We start from the raw sequence: 22415 nt of genomic DNA, 5'->3' as shown, positions 1-22415 counted from the left end.
CACAACCACAAGACCGGCGGACCCGTCATCCGATCACTGACCGCCTACGACCACTGACCACGGAATCAATCATCTAGGCCGCCGCGGGCCGGACCGCGCCGGGGCCTCCGCGGTGCGTGCGGACTTCAGTCCGCCGAGCGGGACCAGCCCGTCGCCTCGATGCGGGCCGCGTCCGCGGGGCGGTCCTCGGCGAAGAGGAGGCGGGCGGGCTCCGAGACGCGCAGGACGTCGACGTAGGCGCCGCGGCCCACGTAGCGGCCCTGGGCGGTGTGGCGGAAGCGGAGGCGGACCTCGCGGCCGGCCCAGGTGGTGAGCGGGGCTTCGAGGCGGTGCCAGATGCGGCCCGACCAGCCGGAGACGGAGCCCTGCGGCCACTGTTCGGCGGCTCCGCCGGTGGTGCGCACGGTGCTGAAGGGGAGCGGCTCCCAGGTCTGCCCGTCGGCGGAGGCCTCCACGTGCAGCGCTCCCGCACCGGGCACGGTGTCCCACCACAGCGCGCAGCGCAGCCGGGCGGAACCGGTGGCGGGGGTGAGGGGCGGGAGGGTCAGGGTGCCCGAGCCGCCGGTCTCCATGCCGGAGTACCAGGCCGGGCCGCCGTGCTTCGTGCGGACGGGCACGGCGCGGGCGAAGCGGTTGCCCACGGCGACGCGGGGGGCGCTGCCCGCGCGCCAGGTGCGCACGGGGTGCACGGAGTTGCCCAGGAGGATCAGGAAGGAGTCCGTGGAGGGGTCCAGGACCAGGGAGGTGCCGGTGAAACCGGTGTGGCCGGCGGAGTGCGGGGTGGCCATCGCGCCCATGTACCAGTGCTGGTAGAGCTCGAAGCCCAGGCCGTGGTCGTCGCCGGGAAAGGCGGTGTTGTAGTCCGTGAAGAGGAGCTCGACGGAGGCGGGGCGCAGGATGCGCTTGCCGGCGTAGACCCCGCCGTCGAGGAGGGTGCGGGCGAGGATCGCCAGGTCCCAGGCGGTGCCGAAGACGCCGGCGTGGCCGGCGACGCCGCCCAGCGCGTGCGCGTTCTCGTCGTGGACCTCGCCCCAGACGAGCCCGCGGTCCAGTCCGGACCACGGCGGGCGCTGCACTTCGGTGGCGGCCGTGACCCGGCGCCATGAGAGCGGTGGGTTGTAACGAGTGCGGTGCATCCCGAGCGGAGCGGTGATCTCGTCTTGGAGCAGGAGATCCAGAGTGTGACCGGTGATCCGTTCCAAGAGCAGTTGGAGCGCGATGAGGTTCAGGTCGGAGTAGCGGTAGACCGTCCCCGGGGTTTCCTGTGGCCTCACCGACCACAACAGCCTCAACTGACCCGCCCGGGTGGGTTCCTGGTAGAAGGGGGCCCAGGACCGGAGCCCCGAGGTGTGCGTGAGGAGCTGGCGCACGGTGACCGACTCCTTGCCGCCGCCCGTGAACTCGGGCAGGTACCGGTTCACCGGCGCCTCCAGCTCGAGGCGCCCGCGCTCCATCTGCTGGACGGCCAGCAGTGAGGTGAACAGCTTCGAGAGGGAGGCCAGGTCGAAGACCGTGTCCTCGGCCATCGCGATGCGCTGGGCGGCCGGGAACTCCCGGACCCGGTCCGTGCGGCCGTCGTAGTCGGCGTACCGGACGGCGTCGCCCATCGCCCGGTGCAGCGCCACGGTGCGGCCCCGCCCGGCGAGGACCACGGCCCCGGCGTAGTAAGGGTGTTCGGGGGAGGGGCCCAGGAAGCGCCTCGCCTCGTCCGCCACCCCTTCGAGATGCTTCTCCAGCAGCCCGGCCTGGCGGGCGGACCCGTACCGCAGCCGCAGTCCCTGGAGCGCGCGCCGTTCGGCGGGTCCTCCGGCAGCCCCGGCGGACCCGGGCAGTGCGGCCTGGAGCACGAGCACACCGCCGAGCGCCAGCAGCCGCGCCCCGAGCCGCCGCCGGGACAGCCCGCGCCCGCTTCCGGCGCCGCCGTCAGCCCCGGGCCCGGCGCCGCCGTCAGCCTCAGGCCCGCCTTCGCCGTCGGCCTCGGGCCCGCCTTCGCCGTCCGCCTCAGGCTCGCCTTCGCCCTCCGTCCCGGGCCCGGTGCCGTCAGCCCCGGGCCCGCTGCCACCGCCGTACGGCTCCGTCGGGCCGGTCGTGCCGGAGCCCCTCGTGTCACCGTCGTTCCCGGCTGCCCCTCGTGCCTTCATGACCGGTCCTCCCGTCCGCCGTCGTGCCCCTCCCGAGTATCTGCCCGCTCACGACGCGGGCCCCGCGGCGCCCGGCCGGTAAAGAATCTGACGCTGCATCAGAAAACCCCTTCCCTCGGCGGCCGGGCTGCGGCATCCTGCCGCCCATGGAGACGGAGCTGAGCAGAAAACTGGGAATCGAGCACGCCATCTTCGGCTTCACGCCCTTCCCGGCGGTGGCCGCTGCCATCACCCGCGCGGGCGGGTTCGGGGTGCTCGGGGCGGTCCGCTACACCGCCCCCGACGACCTGAAGCGCGACCTCGACTGGATGCAGGAGCACACCGACGGAAAGCCCTACGGGCTCGACGTGGTCATGCCCGCGAAGAAGGCCGTCGACGGCGTCAGCGAGGCCGACATCGAGGCGATGATCCCGGCCGCGCACCGGGAGTACGTCCGGGACACCCTCGCCAAACACCACGTACCCGAGCTCGCCGAGGGCGAAGCCTCCGGCTGGCGCATCACCGGCTGGATGGAACAGGTCGCCCGCAACCAGCTCGACGTCGCTTTCGACTACCCCATCAAACTCCTGGCGAACGCCCTGGGTTCCCCGCCCGCCGACGTCATCGCGCGCGCCCACGACCACGGCGTCCTCGTCGCCGCCCTCGCCGGCAGCGCCAAGCACGCCCGCCGGCACGCCGAGGCGGGCATCGACATCGTCGTCGCCCAGGGCTACGAGGCGGGCGGACACACCGGCGACATCGCCACCATGGTGCTGGTGCCCGAGGTGGTCGAGGCCGTCGCCCCGCTCCCGGTCCTCGCCGCCGGCGGCATCGGCAGCGGCGAGCAGATCGCCGCCGGGCTGGCCCTCGGCGCCCAGGGCGCCTGGCTCGGCTCCCTCTGGCTGACCACCACCGAGGCGGACATGCACTCCCGCGCCCTCACCGAGAAGCTGCTCGCCGCCGGCTCCGGGGACACCGTCCGCTCCCGCGCGCTGACCGGCAAGCCCGCCCGGCAGCTGCGCACCGAGTGGACCGACGCGTGGGACGACCCGGAGGGCCCCGGCGCCCTGCCGATGCCGCTGCAGGGCCTCCTCGTCGCGGAAGCCGTGTCCCGCATCCAGAAGTACGAGATCCAGCCGCTGCTCGGCACACCCGTCGGGCAGATCGTCGGCCGGATGAACAGCGAACGCAGCGTCCAGGCCGTCTTCGACGACCTCACCAGCGGGTTCGAGCGTGCCATCGACCGGATCACCCGCATCGCCGGCCGGGCCTGAGGCTCCGAGGAGTGGACAAGATGACCGACACACCCCCCAACGGCTTCTGGGCCCAGGCGGCCGCCGACCCCGAGCGCACCGTCCTCGTCACCCCCGAGGGCGAGCCCTGGTCGGCAGCCCGGCTGCACGCCGACGTCAACCGCCTCGTGCACGGCCTGCGCGCCGCCGGCCTGGAGCGGGGCGACGTCTTCGCCGTCGTCCTCCCCAACAGCGTCGAGTTCCTCACCGCCTACCTGGCCGCCTCCCAGGCCGGCTTCTACCTCGTCCCGGTCAACCACCACCTCGTCGGCCCCGAGATCGCCTGGATCGTCTCCGACTCCGGAGCCAAGGTCCTCATCGCCCACGAACGGTTCGCCGACGCCGCCACCGCCGCGGCCGACGAGGCGGGCCTGCCCGCGAGCCACCGGTACGCGGTCGGAGCGGTCGCGGGCTTCCACCCGTACGGCGAACTGCTCGACGGGCAGCCGGACACCGCCCCCGCCGACCGCACGCTCGGCTGGGTCATGAACTACACCTCCGGCACCACCGGCCGGCCGCGCGGCATCCGCCGTCCGCTGCCCGGCAAGCTCCCGGAGGAGACGTACCTCGGCGGCTTCCTCGGCATCTTCGGCATCCGTGCCTTCGACGACAACGTCCACCTCGTGTGCTCGCCGCTTTACCACACGGCCGTCCTGCAGTTCGCCGCCGCGGCCCTGCACATCGGGCACCCGCTGGTCCTGATGGACAAGTGGACCGCCGAGGAGATGCTGCGCCTGATCGACGAGCACGCCTGCACGCACACCCACATGGTCCCGACCCAGTTCCACCGGCTCCTCGCGCTCCCGCAGGAGACCAAGGACGCGTACGACGTCTCCTCCATGCGGCACGCCATCCACGGCGCCGCGCCCTGCCCCGACCACGTCAAGCGGGCGATGATCGACTGGTGGGGCGGGTGCGTGGAGGAGTACTACGCGGCGAGCGAGGGCGGCGGCGCCTTCGCGACGGCCGAGGACTGGCTGAAGAAGCCGGGAACCGTCGGCAGGGCCTGGCCGATCAGCGAGCTCGCCATCTTCGACGACGACGGCGAGCGGCTGCCCGCCGGTGAACTCGGCACCGTCTACATCAAGATGAACACCGGCGGCTTCAGCTACCACAAGGACGAGGGCAAGACGAAGAAGAACCGCATCGGCGACTTCTTCACCGTCGGCGACCTCGGCCTGATGGACGAGGAGGGCTACCTCTTCCTGCGCGACCGGAAGATCGACATGATCATCTCGGGCGGGGTGAACATCTACCCGGCGGAGATCGAATCGGCGCTGCTCACCCATCCGGCGGTCGCGGACGCCGCCGCCTTCGGGATTCCGCACCCCTCCTGGGGCGAGGAGGTAAAGGCGGTCATCGAACCGGCCGAGGGCTTCGCGGCGAGCGACGCGCTGGCGGCGGAGATCCTGAACCACTGCGAGCGGCAACTGGCCGGGTACAAGCGGCCCAAGACCGTGGACTTCATCGAGACGATGCCGCGCGACCCCAACGGCAAGCTGTACAAGCGCCGGCTGCGCGAGCCGTACTGGGAGGGCCACGAGCGCGCGATGTGACGGCCGGTCCGGTCCTGCCGGGCGTGGTGGGCCGGTCCTGGCGGGCGTGGTGGTCCGGCCCGCCGGGGCCGGGCCCGCCACGCCCGGAGTTTCGTGAGAAGGGCCACGTCAGGGGCGTGAAGGCGGCTGTTCGACCGCACGGGCCGGACAGTTCTGGCAAGTTGGCTGATATGAGTACGGCAACACACAGATCCCCCCTGACCGACTGGACCGTCGTGGTCCCCGTGGTGGCGCTCGTCGCGCTCGTCTTCAGCTGGGGACGCGACCTGCCCTCACTCGCCGTGGCCCTGGTGGCCCTCTGCCTGGCCGGCGCCGTGCTGGCGGCGGTCCACCACGCCGAGGTCGTCGCGCACCGGGTCGGCGAGCCCTTCGGTTCGCTGGTCCTCGCCGTCGCGGTGACCGTCATCGAAGTGGCCCTCATCGTCACCCTGCTGGCCGACGGCGGGGACAAGACCTCCTCCCTCGCCCGGGACACCGTCTTCGCCGCCGTCATGATCACGTGTAACGGGATCGTCGGCCTGTCCCTGCTCGTCGGCGCCCTGCGCAACCGCGTCGCCGTCTTCAACGCCGAGGGCTCGGGCGCGGCCCTGGCCACCGTCGCCACGCTCGCCGTACTCAGCCTCGTCCTGCCCACCTTCACCACCACCAAGCCCGGCCCCGAGTTCTCCACGGCCCAGCTCGCCTTCGCCGCCACCGCCTCACTCGCCCTCTACGGCCTGTTCGTCGCCGTCCAGACGGTCCGTCACCGCGACTACTTCCTGCCCGTCGCCACCAAGCGCATCCGCAAGGAGGCCGCCCGGGCCGCGGCCGCCGCGGCCGCCGGTGAAGAGGACGAGCACGCCGAACCGCCCACCGCCCGGGCCGCCCTGATCAGCCTCGGGCTGCTGCTCGTCGCGCTCGTCGCCGTCGTGGGAAACGCCAAGGCGGTCTCCCCGACCATCGAACGCGGAGTCGCGGACCTCGGCCTGCCCTACGCCGTGGTCGGTGTGATCATCGCCCTGCTCGTACTGGCGCCGGAGAGCCTGGCCGCCGGCCGCGCGGCCCGCCGCGACCGCGTGCAGACCAGCCTCAACCTCGCCTACGGCTCCGCCATCGCGAGCATCGGCCTGACCATCCCGGCCATCGCCCTCGCCACGATCTGGCTCTCCGGGCCGCTGGTGCTCGGGCTCGAACCCGTCCACATGGTGCTCCTCGCGCTGACCGTCGTCGTCAGCGCCCTCACCATCGTCCCGGGCCGCGCCACCCTGCTCCAGGGCGGCGTGCACCTCGTGCTGCTGGCCGCGTACCTCTTCCTCGCCGTCAGCCCCTGAGCGCGCCGCGACCCCGCACGACAGGCCCTGGAGGCTTGTCGTACGGGGTCGCGCACAGGGTCAGTGCCGCTCGCGCGGCCAGACCACCTTCAGCGCGGGCGAGGCCGAGTGCGGGGAATCCGGGTTCGAGGACTGGCTGTACGTCAGCAGCGTGCGCGCCACCGGACAGCGCCCGCCGTCCCAGCCGACCGCCTGGATGTGGCTGGAGCCGTGCAGGACCTCCGGGTAGCCGCCGCCCGCCGCGTTCCACGGAGCCTCGATCCTGTTCCAGACGCCCAGGGCCTCCGTTCCGCCGCCCACCACGAACTGGTGCTCCCCGAGCGGGGCGTCCGCGGCGATGCCCGCCTTCCTCAGCTCCGCCACCGTGTCCGCGAGGGCCCGCCCGATCCCGGGCGCCGCCCGGTTGAGCGTGCGGGGCGTCCGTACCGGATCGGCCGCGTCGAAGGGCACCAGCCACAGGTCCCTGGCCGCGGTGTTCGCGGTCAGCTTCCGCCAGAACCGGTCGAAGAGCAGAGCTCCGCGGCTCGACGCGTCGGCCGTGCGGTCCCAGGCCGCCAGCACCGCGCAGGCCGCCGACACGTTCACGGCGGCGCCGTCGGAGCCCGTGGCCGTCCCGCCCGGCAGGGCCGCGCAGGCCTTCGCCGCGTCGGCCGCCGCCAGATCACCGGCCGGAACCCGGTTCGCGAACTGCTGCTCCTGCAAGTCCGCCACCGTCAGCCCGCCCCGGCCGACCATCGCGGAGACGTCCTCCAGGGCGCCCCGGGTACGCAGCGAGCGCGGGGTGCCGGTGTTGCCCCAGATCCGCTCGTAGCCGGTGAGCGGCTGGTCCGCGTTGGCCAGCCAGGCACTGTCGTTGGAGTTCTCCAATGGAGGAATTCCTCGGCACTCTGTTCATGCTGACCGCCGCGTGGGAGACATCGCCGAAGACGTCAGGATCGGACGCCGCACTGTTCCCATTGCTTTCGGCGAGACGCCCACCCGTCTGTTCCTGACGCCGGGTGTCGTCGCCCTGGCGGTGGTGGTCTGCCTCATACTCCTCGCCCCGCATGGGTCAATCCATCGGATGCTCAGCGTGGCTGGTACATCACCTACGTGAGCAACAGCAGCGATGTGGAGGAGGCCCTGCTTCATGAGCTGTCCATGGCTCAGCTTCCCGACCAGGTGCACCCGCGGGCCATCGCCGTACTCGACCGGCTCCTGGAAACCGTCGGCAGCTCGGTGGGACTCACCGGACGCCGCTGACCACGAGGCAGAACCCCTCCATCGCGGTTCACGGAGGCGACCAGAGAGAGCGCCAAGTCCCCACCTATGAGCTCCCGACATGATGCCTACACGCTGTTGTGAGGGACGCCCTCAGTCCGCGAGGTAGGCCTCCACCATGTCTCTCTCGCGTTCGTCCAATTCGGCCTGGGCCGACTTCACGACCTCCAACGCGACCGCGTTGAGATCCTTGCTCTCCAAGAGACCGAACAGGCTTCCCCCGCTCTGTCCTCCGAGGTCAAGTTGCTCGCCAGGCAGCGACCGGAGAGACCATTTCCTCAGCCCACTGGACCCGGGTGTTCGCGTAGAGGTCGTCGTCGGTGGGACTCCAGTCCTCATTCCGCTCGGCGTTCCGGAAGTCCTTGGCGTCCTTCACGCGTATCGCTCGGGCCCGATCAGGCGCCCGGATCACGGCCAAGCAGCCGCCGCCGAAGCTCGCCGTGCGTCCATGCAGCGGATCGCCGAACGCTCGGCCGAGCTGGACGCTGTCGAAGCCCGGTACCCCGGGAGGGCCACCTTGACCGAGGCGCTTGCCGACGCCGGCATCTCGTGGGCCGAAGGCGGCGACGAGCACCATGGCGGTAGCCCCGATCTGCGAAGGACCGACTACGTCAACGAGGCGCTCGACGTCGACGTCGAGTGGCCGCTCGCGACACCGTGCTCCCGCGCCGCCCTCTGATCCTCGACAGCGCGGCGCCGATCAGCAGGGCTGCGAACAGAGCGGCCAGGGTCACTGGTCCGATGGAGTCGAGCAGGTCGGCGAGGGTCCGTTGGAGGGCTCCGGCGGCGTCGATGACCGGGTCCTGGGTGGCGGGGTCGCGCTGGATGCGGATCTCGTACGAGCCGTAGTACGCGACGTACCCGCCGACGGCCAGGAGCAGTCCGCCGCCGATGCGGGGCGCGAGGGCGCCGGCGCGGCGCAGGTGGGGGACGGCGGTGGTGCGGGTGAGGGCGACGGTCAGGGACGCGATGCCGACGATCAGGCCCATGCCGAGGGCGTACGCGGCGAAGAGGAGGACGCCCTCGGCGTGGGATCCGCTGCGGAAGGCGGAGATCACGATGGCGAGGAAAGGCGCGATGGTGCAGCCCAGGGAGGCGATGGCGTAGGCCGTTCCGAACAGTGCCATGGAGGGGATCGACCGGGTGAGGGCGGGGGCCCGGCGGAGTCTCGGTGCCAGGGTGGGCAGTTGGCGGCCCAGCAGAAGCCAGAGGCCGGCGGCGGCCATGAGGATGCCGAAGGCGATGGTGAACCAGGGCAGGTGTTCCTGGACTTGGCCCGCCACGGGCTGGATCGCCAGGCCGAATATGCCGAAGAGGGCGGCGAAGCCGATGGTGATGGAGGCGGTGGCGGTCAGGGCGCGGCCGATGGCGACCGTACGCGTGGGGGAGTCGTCGCCGAGGACGAGCAGGGACAGGTAGGCGGGAAGCAGGGCGAAGCCGCACGGGTTGACGGCCGCGAGGATCCCCGCGGTGAGCGCGAGGGCGAGGGGCAGGTCGGACATGGTCGCTCAGCCGGTCAGCCCGGCGACCTTCTCGGCCAGCCCCTTGCCTGCGGGCAGGACGCCTTCGAAGACGGTCTTGCCGTCCTTGTCGAGGATGACGTAGCGGCTCTGCTCGGTGACCTTGAACCGCTTCCAGACCTCGCCCTTCTCATCGGACAGCTGAGGGAAGCCGCCGGTCTTGGTGTCGGTGACGAAGTCCTTCATCGCGGTGTTCTTGTCCAGGCCGGCGACGCCGACGACGTTGGCCTTGCCGGTGTAGTCGGCGGCGACCTTCGCGGTCTCGGCGGCCTGGGCCTTGCACTTGGGGCACCAGGGGGCCCAGAACCACAGCACGGTGGGCTTGCCCGCGAGCGCCGTGGCGTCGAACGGATTGCCGTCCACGGTGGTGGCGGTGAAGTCCAGTACGGCGGGGACCTGGGCACCGGCGGCGCCGGACTTGCCCGGGTCCGAAGGCGCGGGCGACTGTGCGGGCGCTGATGCGGTCGACGGCGCTGCGTCTGCGCCGGTGCCCGCGGCCGGGCCTTCGTCCGCGGCGCACCCGGTGGCGGCGAGCAGGGCGGCGGCGAGTATGGCCGGGGCGAGGGTGCGGGGGCGCATGTCGACTCCTGTGTGTTCGGGACGGGGCCGAGAGTGACTGTAGGACTGTCTTCGCGCCGGGTGGGCGGTGATGGCCTTACGGTTTGGTGACGTCAGCCCGCCGCGTCGCGCAGCCGTTCTGTGTCGAGGACGGTCACGCGGCCACGGGCGAGTCGGAGCAGGCCTTGGTCGACATACTCGTGCAGCACCTTGGTGCAGGTCTCGCGCGAGGTGCCGGCGAGCGCGGCGAGCTGCTCGTGGGTGAGCGCGATCTGGGGGTGTCGGCCGCCGGGGCGCAGCGGGCTCGCCGGGGGCTGGGCACCCGCCAGTATCGTCAGGGTGGTCGCGATTCGCTGGGCCACGCTCTTGAACACGCTGTCGGACAGACGTTGTTCCAGGTCGGCCAGGCGGCGGCCGAGGATCTCCGTGATGCGGGCCGCGATGCGCGCGTCGGTCAGCAGCAGCCGGCGCACGTCGGCCCGGCTCATCACGCACACCGTGACGTCGTCGAGGGCCTCGGCGCAACTGTCGTACATGTGCTGTCCCAGCAGCACCATCTCCCCGAAGATCGTGCCCGGGGTGATGATGGCGGTGGTGAGGGCCCGGCCGTCGGCGGAGACCCGGAAGATACGGACCCGGCCCTGTTTGAGGATGAACAGGACTTCGCTGGGCTGGGTCGGGGCGTAGAGGATCTGGCCCGCGACGTACGACTTCATGGGGGCCGCGGTGGCGATGGCGGCCATCTCCTGCTCGGAGAGGTCGCGGAAGATGTCGACCTCGGCCAGGCACCAGGTCCGGTCCGCGTCGTCCGCCTCGTCGTTTCCGGCCATCGCGTGTGTCCCCTCGCGTCGTCCTGGCGCCCAGGGCGGGGGTGCGGCGCCCCACGCCGGGCTGCCCAGCGCGTACGCGCTGTCGGCCAGACAGTAGGGCACCGGGCCACTGCGGTCGGGGAGGCGGCGCGGCACGGGCGGTGCGGGCTTCATCCTCGGGCCGTACCGCTGCGCTGCCCGCCCGCCGTACGGGAGATCGCGGCGAAGGCCAGCCCGGCCAGTAGCCCGTAGACGAGGTGTGCACCGAGGCTGGAGGCGCTGACGTCGTTCCAGTCGAAGATCGGCATGCCCATGTTGGCCGGCATGATCCACAGGGCGCCCAGGGTCCACCACACCGCGCCGTAGGCGAGGCCCAGGACGGCGGCGGGTACGGGGCTCCGGGCGAACCGCCCGAGCAGTGCGCCGAAGGTGATGCCGACGAAGAGTGCGATGGACAGGTGGATGAGCCAGCCCGCGAAGGCGTTGGTGCTGCCGAGGAGCCCGGCGACCATCGTGATCATCGCCGTGTCCATCATGGGACGGGACACCGACATCCAGATGCCCATCCCGACGCCGCCGACCAGACCGGCCGCGGCACCCCAGGCCGCGTGGACCGGGATGACGGCCGTGCCCGGGGAGACCTGCAACGTGGTGGCCATGGTGACCGCCTCCTCCTGCTGCTCCTGCGTCCGGCTTGTGAGGCCGACGATAGGAGGCGGTGCGGCTGCCCGTATGTGAGCGCGCTTACGTACGCACCGGTAGCCGGCGGCGGGCCACGGCTCACATCCAGTCGTCGGGGCCCGGGTCGCCGCCTTCCGACCAGACCACGAGGCGGCGGATGTAGTGGGTCCAGCCCTCCGCGTGGGCGGCGCAGGCCTCGGGGGAGGGCAGGCCGCGGTGGGCCAGGCGCAGGAGGGTGCCTTCGCCGGCCGGTTCGAGGGTGATCTCCACGGTGGAGGAGCCGGAGGGTACGGGCATCCCTCCCTCGGCCCAGCCCCAGGTGAAGACGATCCGCTTGGGTGGGTCGATCTCGACGAACTGCCCCTCGGCGACGTTGTCGCCACTGACGTTGGTCCGGTAGGAGCCGCCGGGCTCGAAGGTGAACTCGCCGTCCTTGCCCATCCAGGCGAGCCACTTGTCGCGTTCGGTGAAGAAGGAGAACACCGTCTCGGGGCGGGCGGCGATGTGCCGCTCCAGCGTGACTACGTCTGTGTTCACTGCACGGTCCCTTCGGACTTCTCACGCCGCTCGGCAGCCTCGGCGAGTGCGGCGAGGGTGTCGAGCTTGGTGGCCCACATGGACTGCAGGTAGTCGGCCAGCGGGCCCATGCCCTCGCGGTCGGCGCGGTAGAAACGCTTCTTGCCGTCCTGGCGCAGCGTAACCAGCCCGCAGTCCCGCAGCACCTTGAGGTGCTGGGAGACCGCGCCGAAGGTGACGTCGAACCGCTCGGCGATCTCGCCCGCCGACAGCTCCGCGTCCCAGACCAGGCGCAGGATCTCGCGCCGTCTGGGCTCGGCGACCGCTCGTACCGCATCCATGGTTGTCATTTTAGTCGCCGCTTCAGCTTGCGATCGAGACCGGAGTCATTTTAGTCTGGGCTAAAGCGACGGCGCACCGAGCGCCACCCCCCACTCGCAACAGGAGCAGCACCCATGTCCGAGATCACCTTCCAGACCGACATCGACGCCGACCGTACGAAGGTCTACGAGGCGCTGGACACCCACGAGGGCCTCACCGGCTGGTGGACCACCGGGGTGAACCGCAAGGACGAGATCCTCTTCTTCGACTTCCCGCAGATCCCCGAGCCCTTCCAGCTCCGCCGGGACCGCGCGGACCAGGAAGAGGTCGCGTGGACCTCCGTCGGCGCCTTCCCGCCCCACTGGACGGGCACCGTCATCACCTGGCAGCTCACCGGCACCCCCGACGGAGCCGGCACCCGGGTGGACTTCCGCCACACCGGCTTCGCGGAGGACGACCCCGCCCTCGCCCACAGCGCCGGCACCTGGGGGCAGCTGATGACCCGGCTGAAGCAGTACGTCGAGACGGGCACCCCGCAGCCCTTCTTCACCCTCTGAACGGCGGCCCGCCCATGACGATCGACGTGACGGCGGAACGGATCATCCCGCTCCCGCCCGCCGAGGTGGCGGCGTACGCCATGGACTGGCGCCACGACGCCGAATGGACGCAGGGTATCCGTGAGGCGGCACTGACCCGGGAAGCGGACGGCGGCGGCTTCGGCGTCGGCGCCGAGGTCACCCGTACCGCGTACTTCCTCGGCAAACGCATCGACTACGTGCTGCGCGTGGCCCGGCACGACCCGGAGCACCTGCTGGACATGGTGTCGGTCGCCGGCCCGATGCCGATGCACGTCACCTACACCTTCGTGCCGCACCCGGACGGGACGCTCGCCCGCATCCGGGTCCGGGGCGGCGGGGGAGGCTACTACCGCCTGGCCGCGCCCCTGATGGCCAGAAAGGTCCACTCCTCGCTCGCCAAGGACCTGCGCGACCTGGAGCTCCGCCTGCGGAGCGCGGTCTGAGCAGGGAGGCCTGGATTGCCCGTGATTGGTCTGGACCTGTAGGGAGTGTGGTTACAGACTGCTGCCATGGACGAGCCACAGAACACCCGCCTCCTCGACCTCCCGCTGCACCGCTTAGAGGTCCCCCTGCCGCACCTGCTGCCCTTCGCCATCGGCACCTTCGACACCATCGGCACGCTCTCCCGGGCGGCCTTCCCGCACCGGCACACCTTCTACGAGATCGTCTACGTCACCGGCGGCCGCGGTGCCCACGTCCTGGACTTGGTCCACAAGTCGGTGGAGCCGCCGGAATTGTGCGTCGTCACCCCCGGCCAGGTGCACCGGTGGGCCGATGCGGAGGGACTCGTCGGCCATGTGGTGCTCTTCAACGAGGACTTCCTGCTCTCCCACCCGCAGGACGCGGCCGCGCTGCGCACGCTGGCCACCCGGCCCGGGCACGCACCCGGCGACCAGGCCGGGCCGATCGCCGCACTGCTGGCCGAGATGGGGCGCGAGTACCGGGAGCTCCAGGCGGGATACCCGGGGGTGCTGCGCGCCAGCCTGCACATCCTGATCCTCCGCGCGCTGCGGGCCTGCGCACCGGGCCGGGCCGTGGCAGCCCGCGGCAGGGCCGCGGAGCTGGCCGCCGACTTCACCCGGCTGATCGGCCTGCCCGGCGGCACCCGGCGATCTGTCGGCTCGTACGCACAGGAACTCGGGCTATCCCAGGGTCACTTGCAGACTCTGGTGCGGCATGCCACCGGCCGGACTCCCGGCGAGTTGATCCGCCAGCAGCAGACCCTGGAGGCCAAACGCCTGCTGCGCGGAACACAGTTGACCGTGCGTCAAGTGGCGGTGGAGGTCGGCATCGGCGACCCTGCGTACTTCTCCCGGTTCTTCCGGAGGGAGACCGGGATGGCCCCCGGGGCGTTCCGGACCGCGACCGGTGGAAATCACCACGATCCCCGGATCGAGTCCATCGATGTCGCCCCGGAGGGCCCATAAGGTGGCCGCAGGCGGTCCGCCCCGCACCCCGGGGCGAGATACCGGCCCGGGTCCTTGCCATGGCTCGCCGTGCCTTCACGGCCGGCCCCCCCCATCGTGGCAAGGGCCGAACCTCCCTCCCCCCACACGCAAGGAGTCGGCGCATGTCCGCGACCGAAGACCCTTCCGGAGCACCTCCCACCGGCCACGACGGCCGGATCAGCCGCACGTCCATCCTGCGCGCGGCCGTCTCGCTCAGTGCTGCCCCACTGCTGTTCGGCGGTGGCGTGGCGCTGGCCCGCGACCGGGTGGCAGCGGGCAACGCCCTGGCCCTGACCCCTGACTGCGACGACGGCGATGAGCCGACCGTGGAGCAGACCGAGGGACCCTACTTCAAGCCCAACTCCCCCCTGCGCACCTCGCTGATCACGAGCAGCACCCCGGGCACCCGCCTCACCGTCACCGGATACGTCTTCGGCCGGGCCTGCCTGCCGATATCCGGCGTGCTCCTCGACTTCTGGCAGGCCGATGTCAACGGCGCCTACGACAACACCGGCTACACCTTCCGCGGGCACCAGTTCAGCAACGCCCAGGGCGCGTTCAGCCTCACCACCATCGTGCCCGGCCTCTACCCGGGCCGAACCCGGCACATCCACGTCAAGCTGCAGGCCCCCGGGCGCCGGGTGGTCACCACCCAGCTGTACTTCCCCAACGAGCCGCGCAACAGCACCGACACCATCTTCGACGCCCGTCTCCTGATGACCGTCCGCCAGGCCGGTCCGGCCCGTGAGGGCACGTACGACTTCGTGCTGGACGTCCCCCAGACTCCGACGCCCCCGCCTACCACGCCCCCGTCCACCACGCCCCCGTCGACCGGGACCTGGGCCGCCGGCACGTCCTACCGGGCCGGCGACGTCGCTGCCTACGGCGGCTCCTCGTACCGCTGCATTCAGGCTCACGCCGCCATCACCGGCTGGGAACCCCCGAGCGTCCCGGCACTCTGGCAGCGCGTCTAGGTCCTCCATGAAAGTGCTGGTCGCAGCCACTCGTTGATGGCTGCGACCAGCACGCTCACCTCGTTGCGCAGGGCGTCACCCTTGTCGTACCTTACGGCGCCGACGGGGCGTGTCCATCGAACTCGGGGCACCGCGTACCCGAGTAGATGGTGGGCATGCAGCGGTTGCAGTGGAAGCAGCGCGAGGCCGCCGCGGAGTCCGCGGCGATGCGCCGGACCAGGTCGGGGTCGCTGAGCAGCGCCCGGGCCATGGCCACGAACGCGAAGCCCTCGGCCATCGCGAGGTCCATGGTCTCCCGCCGGGTGATGCCGCCGAGCAGGATGAGCGGCAGGTCCAGTTCGGCACGAAAGCGCCGGGCGTACTCCAGGAGGTAGGCCTCCCCGTACGGGTAGTCGTGCAGGAACCGGTGGCCCGTCAGCCGGATGCCCCAGCGCAGCGGCGGCGGGAAGGCTGCGGCGAAGTCACGGACCGGGGCGTTGCCGCGGAAGAGGTACATGGGGTTGAGCAGCGAACTGCCGGCGGTGAGCTGCAGAGCGTCGACCGAACCGTCCTGCTGCAGCCAGCGGGCGACCTGGATGCTGTCGTCCAGGTCCAGGCCGCCGGGGACACCGTCCTTCATGCCGAGTGTCGCCGTGACCGCGATCTCGGTGCCGACCTCCTCCCTCACCGCGCGGGCGATGTCGCGGGCGAGGCGGGCCCGGTTCTCCAGGCTGCCGCCGTAGGTGTCGGTACGACGGTTGAGGCGAGGGCTGAGGAAGGAGCTGGCCAGGTAGTTGTGGCCGAGGTGGATCTCCACCGCGTCGAAGCCGGCGTCCACGGCAAGGCGGGCCGCCGTCGCATGTGCCCGGGTGACGCGGTCCAGGTCGGCGGCGGTGGCCGCCCGGGTGCGCCGCATGCCGAGCGGGTTGAAGAAGCGGCCCGGCCCGAGGGCCGCAACGCCGTTGGAAGAGGCGTCGGCCACCGGGCCGGCATGCCCCAGCTGGGCGCAGGCGGCCGCGCCCGCGTCATGCACGACGCCGGTCAGCTTGCGCAACCCGGGGAGCGCCTGGGGCCGCAGATGCAGCTGGCGTCGCTCCGTGCGGCCTTCGGGGGACACGGCGCAGTAGGCCACGGTGGTCATGCCGACTCCGCCGGCGGCCACTCGCCGGTGGAACTCGATCAGTTCGTCGGTCACCAGGCCGTCCGGGGTGCGCCCTTCGAACGTCGCGGCCTTGATGACCCGGTTGCGCAGGCGCAGCGGTCCCAGCCGGGCCGGGGCAAGGACATCCGGCCCCGGTGGTGTTGCCGCCTCGTCCGGCATCATGCCCTCCCATTTGCGCGTACCCCCGGCCCGGCACCGGGGCGGTGGACCGCGACGGCCCTGGGTACCACGCGTCCAGGCAACTTGGAAGCGACGACGGGGGTGCACGGCACAGGCCTGGCCGCCAAACCGGAAGCAGTCCGCGACGCACTCGCGCAGATGCAACACCTCCCCACGCCGCCCGATGGCTCGGCGGACCCGTCCCGGCTGCTGACGGCCTTGCTCGCCCGCCACCACGTCCCAACCGAGAGCGACGAGGTGCACTACCTCTCCACCGACTACGGCACCTTCACCCAGCCGGCATCCCCACCGTCTCCCTCACCGCGGTCAACTCCACCATCGCCCCCGACAGCGGCGGAATGGCCCGGCACCTGGCACTGCCACCGCCGCTCGCGGTGAGGCCCATCCCCCTGGCGGTCAGGACCGGAGAGGACAGGACGTACCAGGTGCCGGAACCCGGGAACCGCCCCACGGGGGCTCGGAGACCCGGGGCCGGATGTGCATCCCGACCCACCAACGAGCAACAGCAGAATCGGTTCCGTGAGCCCCGGGCGAAGCCTCGACCCCGCTTCCGGGTCCCGTTCGAACGTCCTGGGGGGCGTCTATCCCACCCGAGCAGCCGGTTGTCGGGGTCTGGGTGACCTGCTGCGGCGGGGTCAGGTCGAGTGGGTTGGGACAACATCAGGTCGCGCAGCGTGGCGGCCCGTGGCCCAGTGGAGGGCGCCGGAGAGGTGTGCGCGGAAGGCGGGGGCCGCGTACGACTCCGGTGTGTGGCCGAGCGCTGTGAAGAAGAACCGGCCGCCGGCCTTCTCGTGGCACCAGGACAGCGGGTGGTCCGTGCCGTGCGTGCCGCCGGTGTACGTGGACTCGTCGGCGCGCAGCAGGACGCGGACGCCCGCGTCGCGTGGGTGCGAGGTGAAGTCGTACCATTCGTCGGTCCAGGCCCACTCCGTCGGAAGGTGTGCGGTCGCCGGATGCGCGGGGTCCTCCACGTGGACCAGGCCGGGCTGGAGCGGCGGATGGCCCGCGAAGCGGGTGCCGAGCAGTTCGCCGTAGAAGGGCCAGTCGGGCTCGGCATTGGCCGCGGCGTGCACGGCGAGAAACCCGCCGCCGGCTCGTACGTAGGTCTCCAGGGCTGCGCGGGCCTGGTCGGTGAGGACGGGCCCGGTGGTGGACAGCAGCACCACGGCCGCGCACCGCTCGAGCCGCTCGTGCGTGAACACCTCCGGATCGTCCGTCGCCTCCGCCCCGAAACCGCTCTCCTGAGCCATCCCGACGAACGCGGCGGCACCCGCCGGGATGGAGTGGTGGCGGTAGCCCGCGGTACGGGTGTAGATCAGGACGTCGGAGGTCGGCACGCGGTGAACTCCTCGTAGTAAGCGCTTTCTATCGACCGTATCCACCGAAACTCCCAGGCCGCAAGCCGGTCCCGCCCGCAAGTGGTCCGTCGACGGCGAGCCCGACCGCCACCGCCCCTGGTGTGTCGCCCCGCGATTCGGCTCAGCGCACCTGCCACTGCCCGCGGACACTCCGGCTGATCGCCGATCGCCGGGCAGGACGGTTCGGCGGATGTCCATGCCAGGTCCGGCACGTGCCATGGCTTCGTTGGTACCTTTCACTTGTCGAGTGAAAGCAAATGGCTTCGCTTGCGATGAGAGGGGCACGTGAGTGCTGGCTGAAGAGCGGCGTGAGGCGCTTCTGCGCATTCTGGAGCGTCGGGGATCGATCAAGGTGAAAGAGGTGGCGGAAGAGATCGGGGTCTCCGCCGTCACCGTGCGCCAGGACGTCCGGGACCTGGCAGGCCGGGGGCTGGTCGTCCGTGTGCACGGAGGTGCCATGTCGCTGACCGCGGCTCAGGCGGCCGACTCGGCCGGACCCGCCACTCCCGGGCCCGCGATGCGGCGGGGGGATGCCTTCGGCCTGATCGTTCCGCCCGGGAACTACTACTACCCCGAGATCATCCGAGGAGTGCAGGACGCGGCGCGCACGCACGGAGTGCGCATCGTGCTCGCCGTTTCCGGTGAGACGCTGACGGACAACCGGGAGCAGGTACGACGGCTCGTCGCGGCGGGCGTCGACGGTCTGCTCTTGATGCCGCGCGCCGGGCTTGAGCCCGCAGGGACCGAGCAGTGGCTGGCCGGCCTCGACATACCGGTCGTTCTCGTGGACCGTCGGGCCGGCGCGCAGGCCGGGCGGCTGGAACAGGTCGCGTCCGACCACGCCCATGGCGCGGGCCTGGCGGTCCGGCACCTCGCCGGGCTGGGGCATGAACGGATCGCCCTGGTCGCCAGGGCGGAGAGCCCCAACACGCCTTTGATCCGCGAGGGTTATGCGGCGGCCTGCCAGGCGCTCGGGCTGACGCAAGGCCCGGAATACCGCATCGATCCGACCGGCGGATCGGCGTCGACCGAGTGGTTCGAGGAGCTCGTGCGGGCGGTCGAGGCAGGTGACGTGCGGGCCGCCCTGGTCCACAACGATCTCGATGCCGTCACCCTGGTGGGCCTCCTTCAGGCGCGCGACCTGCGTGTTCCGGAGGATCTGGCCATCGTGACGTACGACGACGAGGTCGCCGAGCTGAGCGATGTGCCGCTCACTGCCGTGGCACCGCCCAAGCGGGCCGTGGGGGCGTGGGCGGTCGATCTGATGCGGCGGCGCATCGCCGATCCGGCCGCGCCCCTGGTTGAGCTGCTGCTCCGCCCGGAGCTGCGGGTACGGGACTCCAGTGGGGCCTTCCCCGCCCAGGGCGAGGCACCGTAGAGCGGGGGTGTGAGACGGCATCGGATCGCATCACTTGCTTTCGTTTTTCATCGAATGAAGCTCGAGGCATTGACGAAGCGCACTTACTGGCGAATGATTCCGGTCAACGCCCCCGTGAACGATCGGTGCACATCATGCTTCGCAGATCCACGGCCGTTCTGGCCGGCTCCGTCACAGCTCTCGCCCTGCTCGCCACCGCCTGCGGTGGGGGGACGGACCAGGGGGCTTCCCCTGCGGCGAAGAAGACCGGAGAGGTCACCTTCTGGTCCTTCCTCAAGGGTTCCGACAAGGTGGCCGCGGCCTTCAATGCCAGCCACCCCGACATCAAGGTGACCTTCGAGACGGTTCCGTCGGGCCAGGAGTACTACTCCAAGCTCACCAACGCCGTGAAGGCCGGCACGGTGCCGGACGTCGCGGTGGTCGAGTACCCGCACCTGCCGGAGTTCGCGGCCCAGGGGAAGGTCGAAGACCTGAGCGGCCTCCTCGGTGCGGAGGTGAAGGCCGGGTTCCCCGAGGCGGCGCGGCAGCTGGTCAACCTCGGCGGCAAAACCTGGGCCGTCCCGCGTGACGCGGCGCCCTTGATGATGATGTACCGCAAGGACTTCTTCGACCAGCACAAGATCGACGTTCCCACGACGTGGGACGCCTACCGGAACATGACCGAGCAGGTGAAGAAGGCCGACCCGGCCGCCCGCGGTGGTGTCATGTACACCGACAATCCCGGGGTCCTGGAGGCGCTCTCCTGGCAGGCCGGCGGTAAGTGGTTCTCGACCGAGCAGGATTCCTGGAAGGTCACCATCGACGACGACCCGTCCAAGAAGGTCGCCGCCTACTGGGGCGACCTCGCCCGCAAGGGCCTTGTCCACTCGCTGAGCCAGCTGGACCCGTTCTGGACGAGCGTCCAGAAGGGCGAGACCGTCGCCTACGTCTGCGCCAGCTGGTGCGCCGGAGCCCTCCAGGCGACCGTCCCCGACCAGAAGGGCAAGTGGGCCGTAGCCCCCGTCCCGACGTGGGACGGAGCGCCGGCCTCGGGCATGTTCGGAGGTTCGTCCTTCGCGATCCCGAAGGGTTCCGACAACAGCGGGGCCGCCGCCGAGTTCATCAAGTGGATCACCACTGACCCCGAGGGCATGAAGGCCTGGGTGTCGTCCGGAACCAGCAGCATGTTCCCCGCGGATCCGAGTCTCGTGCCGGTCACGAAGGCGGCCTTCAAGACGGACTACTTCGGCGGGCAGGACATCTACGGCGTCATGTCGCAGTCCTACGACGCCATCCGGCCCGGCTGGACGTGGGGCCCGGTCATGGGCGCCACCAACACGGCCATCGTGGACCAGCTCCCGAAGGTCGCCGACGGCTCGGTGACCCTGCCCGATGTCCTCTCCACCGCCGAGAAGGCCACGATCACGCAGATGGAACAGCGCGGCCTGAAGGTCACCGCCCCGTAGGACCCCGCAGCCCGGAGGGTCGGCCCCGCCCGCTCGGCGGGCCGCCCCCCGGCTCCCTCCCGCACACGCTCTCCCCCGCCCCACCCAAGGAAGGCCGGTATGGCAAGCCCATCCGCCCGAGGCCAGCGCCGGACCGCCGCGCTGCTCCTCACCCCGTTCCTCGGCCTGTTCGCGGCCGTCACCCTCGCCCCGCTGTTCTACGCGGCGTGGCTGAGCCTGTTCACCACCCGCACCTCCGGCCTTGGGTTCGGCGGCACCGAAAACGTCTTCACCGGGTTGGGGAACTACGCCCGAGCCCTGTCCGACGAGGCCTTCCGCGACGGATTCCTCGTCATCGCCGTGTACTGCGCGGTCTACATCCCCGTGATGATCGGCGGTGCGCTGGTCCTGGCCCTGCTGCTCGACTCGGGTCTGGCCAAGGCGCGGTCCTTCTTCCAGCTGGCGCTGTTCCTTCCGCACGCGGTGCCGGGACTGATCGCCGCTCTGATCTGGGTGTACCTCTACACACCCGGCCTGAGCCCGGTGATCGACTTCCTTGAATCCGGCGGCATCGACATCAACTTCCTGTCGGTCGACAACGCCGTGTTCTCCGCGGCCAACATCGCCGTTTGGGAGTGGATGGGCTACAACATGGTCATCTTCTACGCCGCCCTGCAGGCCGTGCCCCGCGAGACCCTGGAGGCGGCGAAGATCGACGGCGCCGGCGCCGTGCGGACGGCGCTGTCCATCAAGGTCCCGATGATCTACCCCGCGGTGGCCCTCGCCATCTTGTTCACCGTCATCGGTTCGATCCAGCTCTTCACCGAGCCGAAGGTCATCTACAACGCCTCCAGCGCGATCGGCAGCAGCTTCACCCCCAACATGTACGTCCAGACGGCCGCCTTCCAGAACAACGACTTCGGCCTGGCGGCAGCCGCTTCGCTGCTGATCGCACTGTTCGCCGCCGTGCTGTCGTTCGCCGTCACCCGTATCTCACGCCGCGGGAGCAAGCCGTGACCTCCTCCTCCACTCTTCCCCCCGCAGCCCCCGCGCCCGAGAAGACCCCAGAGACGACGCCCGTGACCGGTCCAGCCCCGCGCCCCCGCCGGCAACGGCGCGCCCCGAAGTCGCCGTCGGTCCTGCTCTCCAAGGCAGGCGTCACCGCCCTCCTCGGCCTCGCCACGCTCTATACCCTGCTGCCGCTGACCTGGCTGCTCCTGTCCTCCACCAAGAGCCGCGAGGACCTCTTCGGCACGAACGGGTTCGCGCTCGGAGACGAGATCCACCTCGCCGACAACCTGAGCCACCTGTTCGCGGCCGACGACGGCGTGTACGTGCGCTGGCTCATCAACACGGTGCTGTACGCCGGTGTGGGAGCCCTCCTGGCATCGATCTTCAGCGTCGCCGCCGGCTACGCATTCGACAAGCTCTCGTTCCCCGGCAAGGAGCGCGTGTTCTCGCTCGTACTGCTCGGCGTGATGGTGCCCGGCACGGCGATGGCGATACCGCTGTACCTCCTCGCCGCCAAGGTCGGACTGGTCAACACGTTCTGGGGCGTGTTCATCCCCGGCCTCGTCTTCCCCTTCGGCGTGTACCTGGCACGGGTCTTCAGCGCCTCCTACGTGCCGGACGAGGTTCTGGAAGCGGCGCGGATGGACGGGGCCGGCGAGTTCCGCACCTTCTGCCGCATCGCGTTCCCGATGATCGCGCCCGGTTTCGTGACCATCTTCCTCTTCCAGTTCACCCAGATCTGGAACAGCTTCTTCCTGCCCCTGGTGATGCTCTCCGACCAGGACCTGTACCCGGTCAACCTCGGGCTCTACGTGTGGTACTCGTCCGCCCTGACCCAGGGTCATCCCGAGGACTACCTGCTGGCCGTCGTCGGCTCCCTGGTGGCTGTGGCCCCGCTGATCGCCATCTTCCTGATGCTGCAGCGGTTCTGGAAGTCCGGCATGACCGCCGGCGCCGTCAAGTAGGCCGCCACCGTGAGG

23 protein-coding genes and 1 pseudogene are annotated in these 22415 nt (G+C 70.9%); 13 read left to right on the top strand and 11 right to left on the bottom strand.

The features are described from left to right. Nucleotides 1-125 precede the first annotated feature (125 nt). Nucleotides 126-2141, bottom strand: a complete 2016-nt coding sequence (locus tag MTF69_RS38500) for a serine hydrolase domain-containing protein (RefSeq protein ID WP_243341321.1) — start codon at nucleotides 2139-2141, stop codon at nucleotides 126-128. A 146-nt stretch (nucleotides 2142-2287) separates the two neighbouring features. Between MTF69_RS38500 and MTF69_RS38495 the strand changes: the two genes are divergently transcribed. From MTF69_RS38495 to MTF69_RS38485, 3 genes are all read left to right on the top strand, one after another. After that, the gene (locus MTF69_RS38495; protein ID WP_243341320.1) at nucleotides 2288-3394 is read left to right on the top strand and encodes a nitronate monooxygenase; all 1107 of its coding nucleotides are present in this window, start codon (nucleotides 2288-2290) and stop codon (nucleotides 3392-3394) included. A 20-nt stretch (nucleotides 3395-3414) separates the two neighbouring features. Next, a complete protein-coding gene (locus tag MTF69_RS38490; protein ID WP_243341319.1) occupies nucleotides 3415-4968 on the top strand; it encodes an acyl-CoA synthetase in 1554 nt (517 codons plus the stop codon). 170 nt (nucleotides 4969-5138) lie between these two features. Beyond that, entirely contained in the window at nucleotides 5139-6278 is a 1140-nt protein-coding gene (locus MTF69_RS38485; protein WP_243341317.1) for a calcium:proton antiporter, read from the top strand. Nucleotides 6279-6386: 108 nt separating this feature from the next. Here MTF69_RS38485 and MTF69_RS38480 read toward each other — a convergent pair. Continuing rightward, nucleotides 6387-7151 (bottom strand): annotated as a pseudogene (locus tag MTF69_RS38480) (penicillin acylase family protein); the annotation flags it as partial. Between the two features lie 219 nt (nucleotides 7152-7370). Here MTF69_RS38480 and MTF69_RS38475 point away from each other — a divergent pair. Then, a complete protein-coding gene (locus MTF69_RS38475) occupies nucleotides 7371-7520 on the top strand; it encodes a hypothetical protein (RefSeq protein ID WP_243341315.1) in 150 nt (49 codons plus the stop codon). 256 nt (nucleotides 7521-7776) lie between these two features. Here MTF69_RS38475 and MTF69_RS38470 read toward each other — a convergent pair whose 3' ends face one another. From MTF69_RS38470 to MTF69_RS38440, 7 genes are all read right to left on the bottom strand, one after another. After that, the gene (locus MTF69_RS38470; RefSeq protein WP_243341313.1) at nucleotides 7777-8115 is read right to left on the bottom strand and encodes a hypothetical protein; all 339 of its coding nucleotides are present in this window, start codon (nucleotides 8113-8115) and stop codon (nucleotides 7777-7779) included. Nucleotides 8116-8149: 34 nt separating this feature from the next. Further along, a complete protein-coding gene (locus tag MTF69_RS38465) occupies nucleotides 8150-9040 on the bottom strand; it encodes a cytochrome c biogenesis CcdA family protein (protein ID WP_243341312.1) in 891 nt (296 codons plus the stop codon). A gap of 6 nt (nucleotides 9041-9046) precedes the next feature. Next, a complete protein-coding gene (locus MTF69_RS38460) occupies nucleotides 9047-9637 on the bottom strand; it encodes a redoxin domain-containing protein (RefSeq protein WP_243341310.1) in 591 nt (196 codons plus the stop codon). A 92-nt stretch (nucleotides 9638-9729) separates the two neighbouring features. Continuing rightward, nucleotides 9730-10599, bottom strand: coding sequence for a Crp/Fnr family transcriptional regulator (locus MTF69_RS38455; protein ID WP_243341308.1), 870 nt, complete (start codon nucleotides 10597-10599; stop codon nucleotides 9730-9732). After that, the gene (locus tag MTF69_RS38450; protein WP_243341307.1) at nucleotides 10596-11084 is read right to left on the bottom strand and encodes a hypothetical protein; all 489 of its coding nucleotides are present in this window, start codon (nucleotides 11082-11084) and stop codon (nucleotides 10596-10598) included. The genes MTF69_RS38455 and MTF69_RS38450 overlap by 4 nt, the downstream gene beginning before the upstream one ends. Nucleotides 11085-11205: 121 nt before the next feature. Then, nucleotides 11206-11643: an SRPBCC domain-containing protein gene (locus MTF69_RS38445; protein WP_243341305.1), complete on the bottom strand. Its 438-nt coding sequence runs from the start codon at nucleotides 11641-11643 to the stop codon at nucleotides 11206-11208. Then, entirely contained in the window at nucleotides 11640-11963 is a 324-nt protein-coding gene (locus tag MTF69_RS38440; RefSeq protein WP_243341304.1) for a helix-turn-helix transcriptional regulator, read from the bottom strand. Before MTF69_RS38440 ends, MTF69_RS38445 begins: the two co-directional genes overlap by 4 nt. Before the next feature lie 114 nt (nucleotides 11964-12077). Between MTF69_RS38440 and MTF69_RS38435 the strand changes: the two genes are divergently transcribed. From MTF69_RS38435 to MTF69_RS38420, 4 genes are all read left to right on the top strand, one after another. Further along, complete coding sequence (locus MTF69_RS38435; protein WP_243341302.1) at nucleotides 12078-12500, top strand: SRPBCC domain-containing protein; 423 nt, start codon at nucleotides 12078-12080, stop codon at nucleotides 12498-12500. Nucleotides 12501-12514: 14 nt separating this feature from the next. Beyond that, nucleotides 12515-12964, top strand: coding sequence for an SRPBCC family protein (locus MTF69_RS38430; protein ID WP_243341300.1), 450 nt, complete (start codon nucleotides 12515-12517; stop codon nucleotides 12962-12964). Between the two features lie 66 nt (nucleotides 12965-13030). Continuing rightward, a complete protein-coding gene (locus tag MTF69_RS38425) occupies nucleotides 13031-13948 on the top strand; it encodes a helix-turn-helix domain-containing protein (RefSeq protein ID WP_243341298.1) in 918 nt (305 codons plus the stop codon). A gap of 143 nt (nucleotides 13949-14091) precedes the next feature. Continuing rightward, nucleotides 14092-14943 (top strand): carbohydrate-binding protein, encoded by an 852-nt coding sequence (locus tag MTF69_RS38420; RefSeq protein ID WP_243341296.1) that lies wholly within the window; start codon nucleotides 14092-14094, stop codon nucleotides 14941-14943. A gap of 91 nt (nucleotides 14944-15034) precedes the next feature. Here the strand turns inward: MTF69_RS38420 and MTF69_RS38415 are convergent, their stop codons facing one another. Then, nucleotides 15035-16246, bottom strand: coding sequence for an NADH:flavin oxidoreductase (locus MTF69_RS38415; protein ID WP_243341294.1), 1212 nt, complete (start codon nucleotides 16244-16246; stop codon nucleotides 15035-15037). 81 nt (nucleotides 16247-16327) lie between these two features. Here MTF69_RS38415 and MTF69_RS38410 point away from each other — a divergent pair, with 81 nt between their 5' ends. Then, nucleotides 16328-16642: a hypothetical protein gene (locus tag MTF69_RS38410; RefSeq protein WP_243341293.1), complete on the top strand. Its 315-nt coding sequence runs from the start codon at nucleotides 16328-16330 to the stop codon at nucleotides 16640-16642. 257 nt (nucleotides 16643-16899) lie between these two features. Here the strand turns inward: MTF69_RS38410 and MTF69_RS38405 are convergent, their stop codons facing one another. Further along, a complete protein-coding gene (locus MTF69_RS38405; RefSeq protein WP_243341291.1) occupies nucleotides 16900-17601 on the bottom strand; it encodes a ThuA domain-containing protein in 702 nt (233 codons plus the stop codon). 310 nt (nucleotides 17602-17911) lie between these two features. Between MTF69_RS38405 and MTF69_RS38400 the strand changes: the two genes are divergently transcribed. The 4 genes from MTF69_RS38400 (at nucleotide 17912) to MTF69_RS38385 (ending at nucleotide 22400) form a co-directional block, all read left to right on the top strand. Beyond that, entirely contained in the window at nucleotides 17912-19000 is a 1089-nt protein-coding gene (locus tag MTF69_RS38400) for a LacI family DNA-binding transcriptional regulator (RefSeq protein ID WP_243341290.1), read from the top strand. A gap of 134 nt (nucleotides 19001-19134) precedes the next feature. Then, complete coding sequence (locus MTF69_RS38395) at nucleotides 19135-20445, top strand: ABC transporter substrate-binding protein (RefSeq protein WP_243341289.1); 1311 nt, start codon at nucleotides 19135-19137, stop codon at nucleotides 20443-20445. Nucleotides 20446-20544: 99 nt separating this feature from the next. Continuing rightward, the gene (locus tag MTF69_RS38390; RefSeq protein WP_243341288.1) at nucleotides 20545-21441 is read left to right on the top strand and encodes a carbohydrate ABC transporter permease; all 897 of its coding nucleotides are present in this window, start codon (nucleotides 20545-20547) and stop codon (nucleotides 21439-21441) included. A gap of 62 nt (nucleotides 21442-21503) precedes the next feature. Beyond that, nucleotides 21504-22400 carry a carbohydrate ABC transporter permease gene (locus MTF69_RS38385; protein ID WP_243341287.1) on the top strand — a complete coding sequence of 299 codons (897 nt, stop codon included), beginning with the start codon at nucleotides 21504-21506 and terminating at the stop codon, nucleotides 22398-22400. Nucleotides 22401-22415 lie beyond the last annotated feature (15 nt).

Origin of the sequence: Streptomyces sp. AP-93 (assembly GCF_022808175.1) — a bacterium.
GTDB lineage: Bacteria > Actinomycetota > Actinomycetes > Streptomycetales > Streptomycetaceae > Streptomyces.
The sequence above is the reverse complement of the archived record's forward strand: the minus strand, read 5'-3'. Positions and strand labels throughout refer to the sequence as shown.

Bases quoted from the DNA above. Each gene is read 5' to 3' on its own strand.
- MTF69_RS38495 (WP_243341320.1), top strand. From the start codon at position 2,288: ATGGAGACGGAGCTGAGCAGAAAACTGGGAATCGAGCACGCCATCTTC.
- MTF69_RS38435 (WP_243341302.1), top strand. From the start codon at position 12,078: ATGTCCGAGATCACCTTCCAGACCGACATCGACGCCGACCGTACGAAG.
- MTF69_RS38470 (WP_243341313.1), bottom strand. From the start codon at position 8,115: ATGGTGCTCGTCGCCGCCTTCGGCCCACGAGATGCCGGCGTCGGCAAG.
- MTF69_RS38490 (WP_243341319.1), top strand. From the start codon at position 3,415: ATGACCGACACACCCCCCAACGGCTTCTGGGCCCAGGCGGCCGCCGAC.
- MTF69_RS38430 (WP_243341300.1), top strand. From the start codon at position 12,515: ATGACGATCGACGTGACGGCGGAACGGATCATCCCGCTCCCGCCCGCC.
- MTF69_RS38420 (WP_243341296.1), top strand. From the start codon at position 14,092: ATGTCCGCGACCGAAGACCCTTCCGGAGCACCTCCCACCGGCCACGAC.
- MTF69_RS38500 (WP_243341321.1), bottom strand. From the start codon at position 2,141: ATGAAGGCACGAGGGGCAGCCGGGAACGACGGTGACACGAGGGGCTCC.
- MTF69_RS38395 (WP_243341289.1), top strand. From the start codon at position 19,135: ATGCTTCGCAGATCCACGGCCGTTCTGGCCGGCTCCGTCACAGCTCTC.
- MTF69_RS38465 (WP_243341312.1), bottom strand. From the start codon at position 9,040: ATGTCCGACCTGCCCCTCGCCCTCGCGCTCACCGCGGGGATCCTCGCG.
- MTF69_RS38415 (WP_243341294.1), bottom strand. From the start codon at position 16,246: ATGATGCCGGACGAGGCGGCAACACCACCGGGGCCGGATGTCCTTGCC.
- MTF69_RS38440 (WP_243341304.1), bottom strand. From the start codon at position 11,963: ATGGATGCGGTACGAGCGGTCGCCGAGCCCAGACGGCGCGAGATCCTG.
- MTF69_RS38450 (WP_243341307.1), bottom strand. From the start codon at position 11,084: ATGGCCACCACGTTGCAGGTCTCCCCGGGCACGGCCGTCATCCCGGTC.
- MTF69_RS38425 (WP_243341298.1), top strand. From the start codon at position 13,031: ATGGACGAGCCACAGAACACCCGCCTCCTCGACCTCCCGCTGCACCGC.
- MTF69_RS38460 (WP_243341310.1), bottom strand. From the start codon at position 9,637: ATGCGCCCCCGCACCCTCGCCCCGGCCATACTCGCCGCCGCCCTGCTC.
- MTF69_RS38455 (WP_243341308.1), bottom strand. From the start codon at position 10,599: ATGAAGCCCGCACCGCCCGTGCCGCGCCGCCTCCCCGACCGCAGTGGC.
- MTF69_RS38390 (WP_243341288.1), top strand. From the start codon at position 20,545: ATGGCAAGCCCATCCGCCCGAGGCCAGCGCCGGACCGCCGCGCTGCTC.
- MTF69_RS38485 (WP_243341317.1), top strand. From the start codon at position 5,139: ATGAGTACGGCAACACACAGATCCCCCCTGACCGACTGGACCGTCGTG.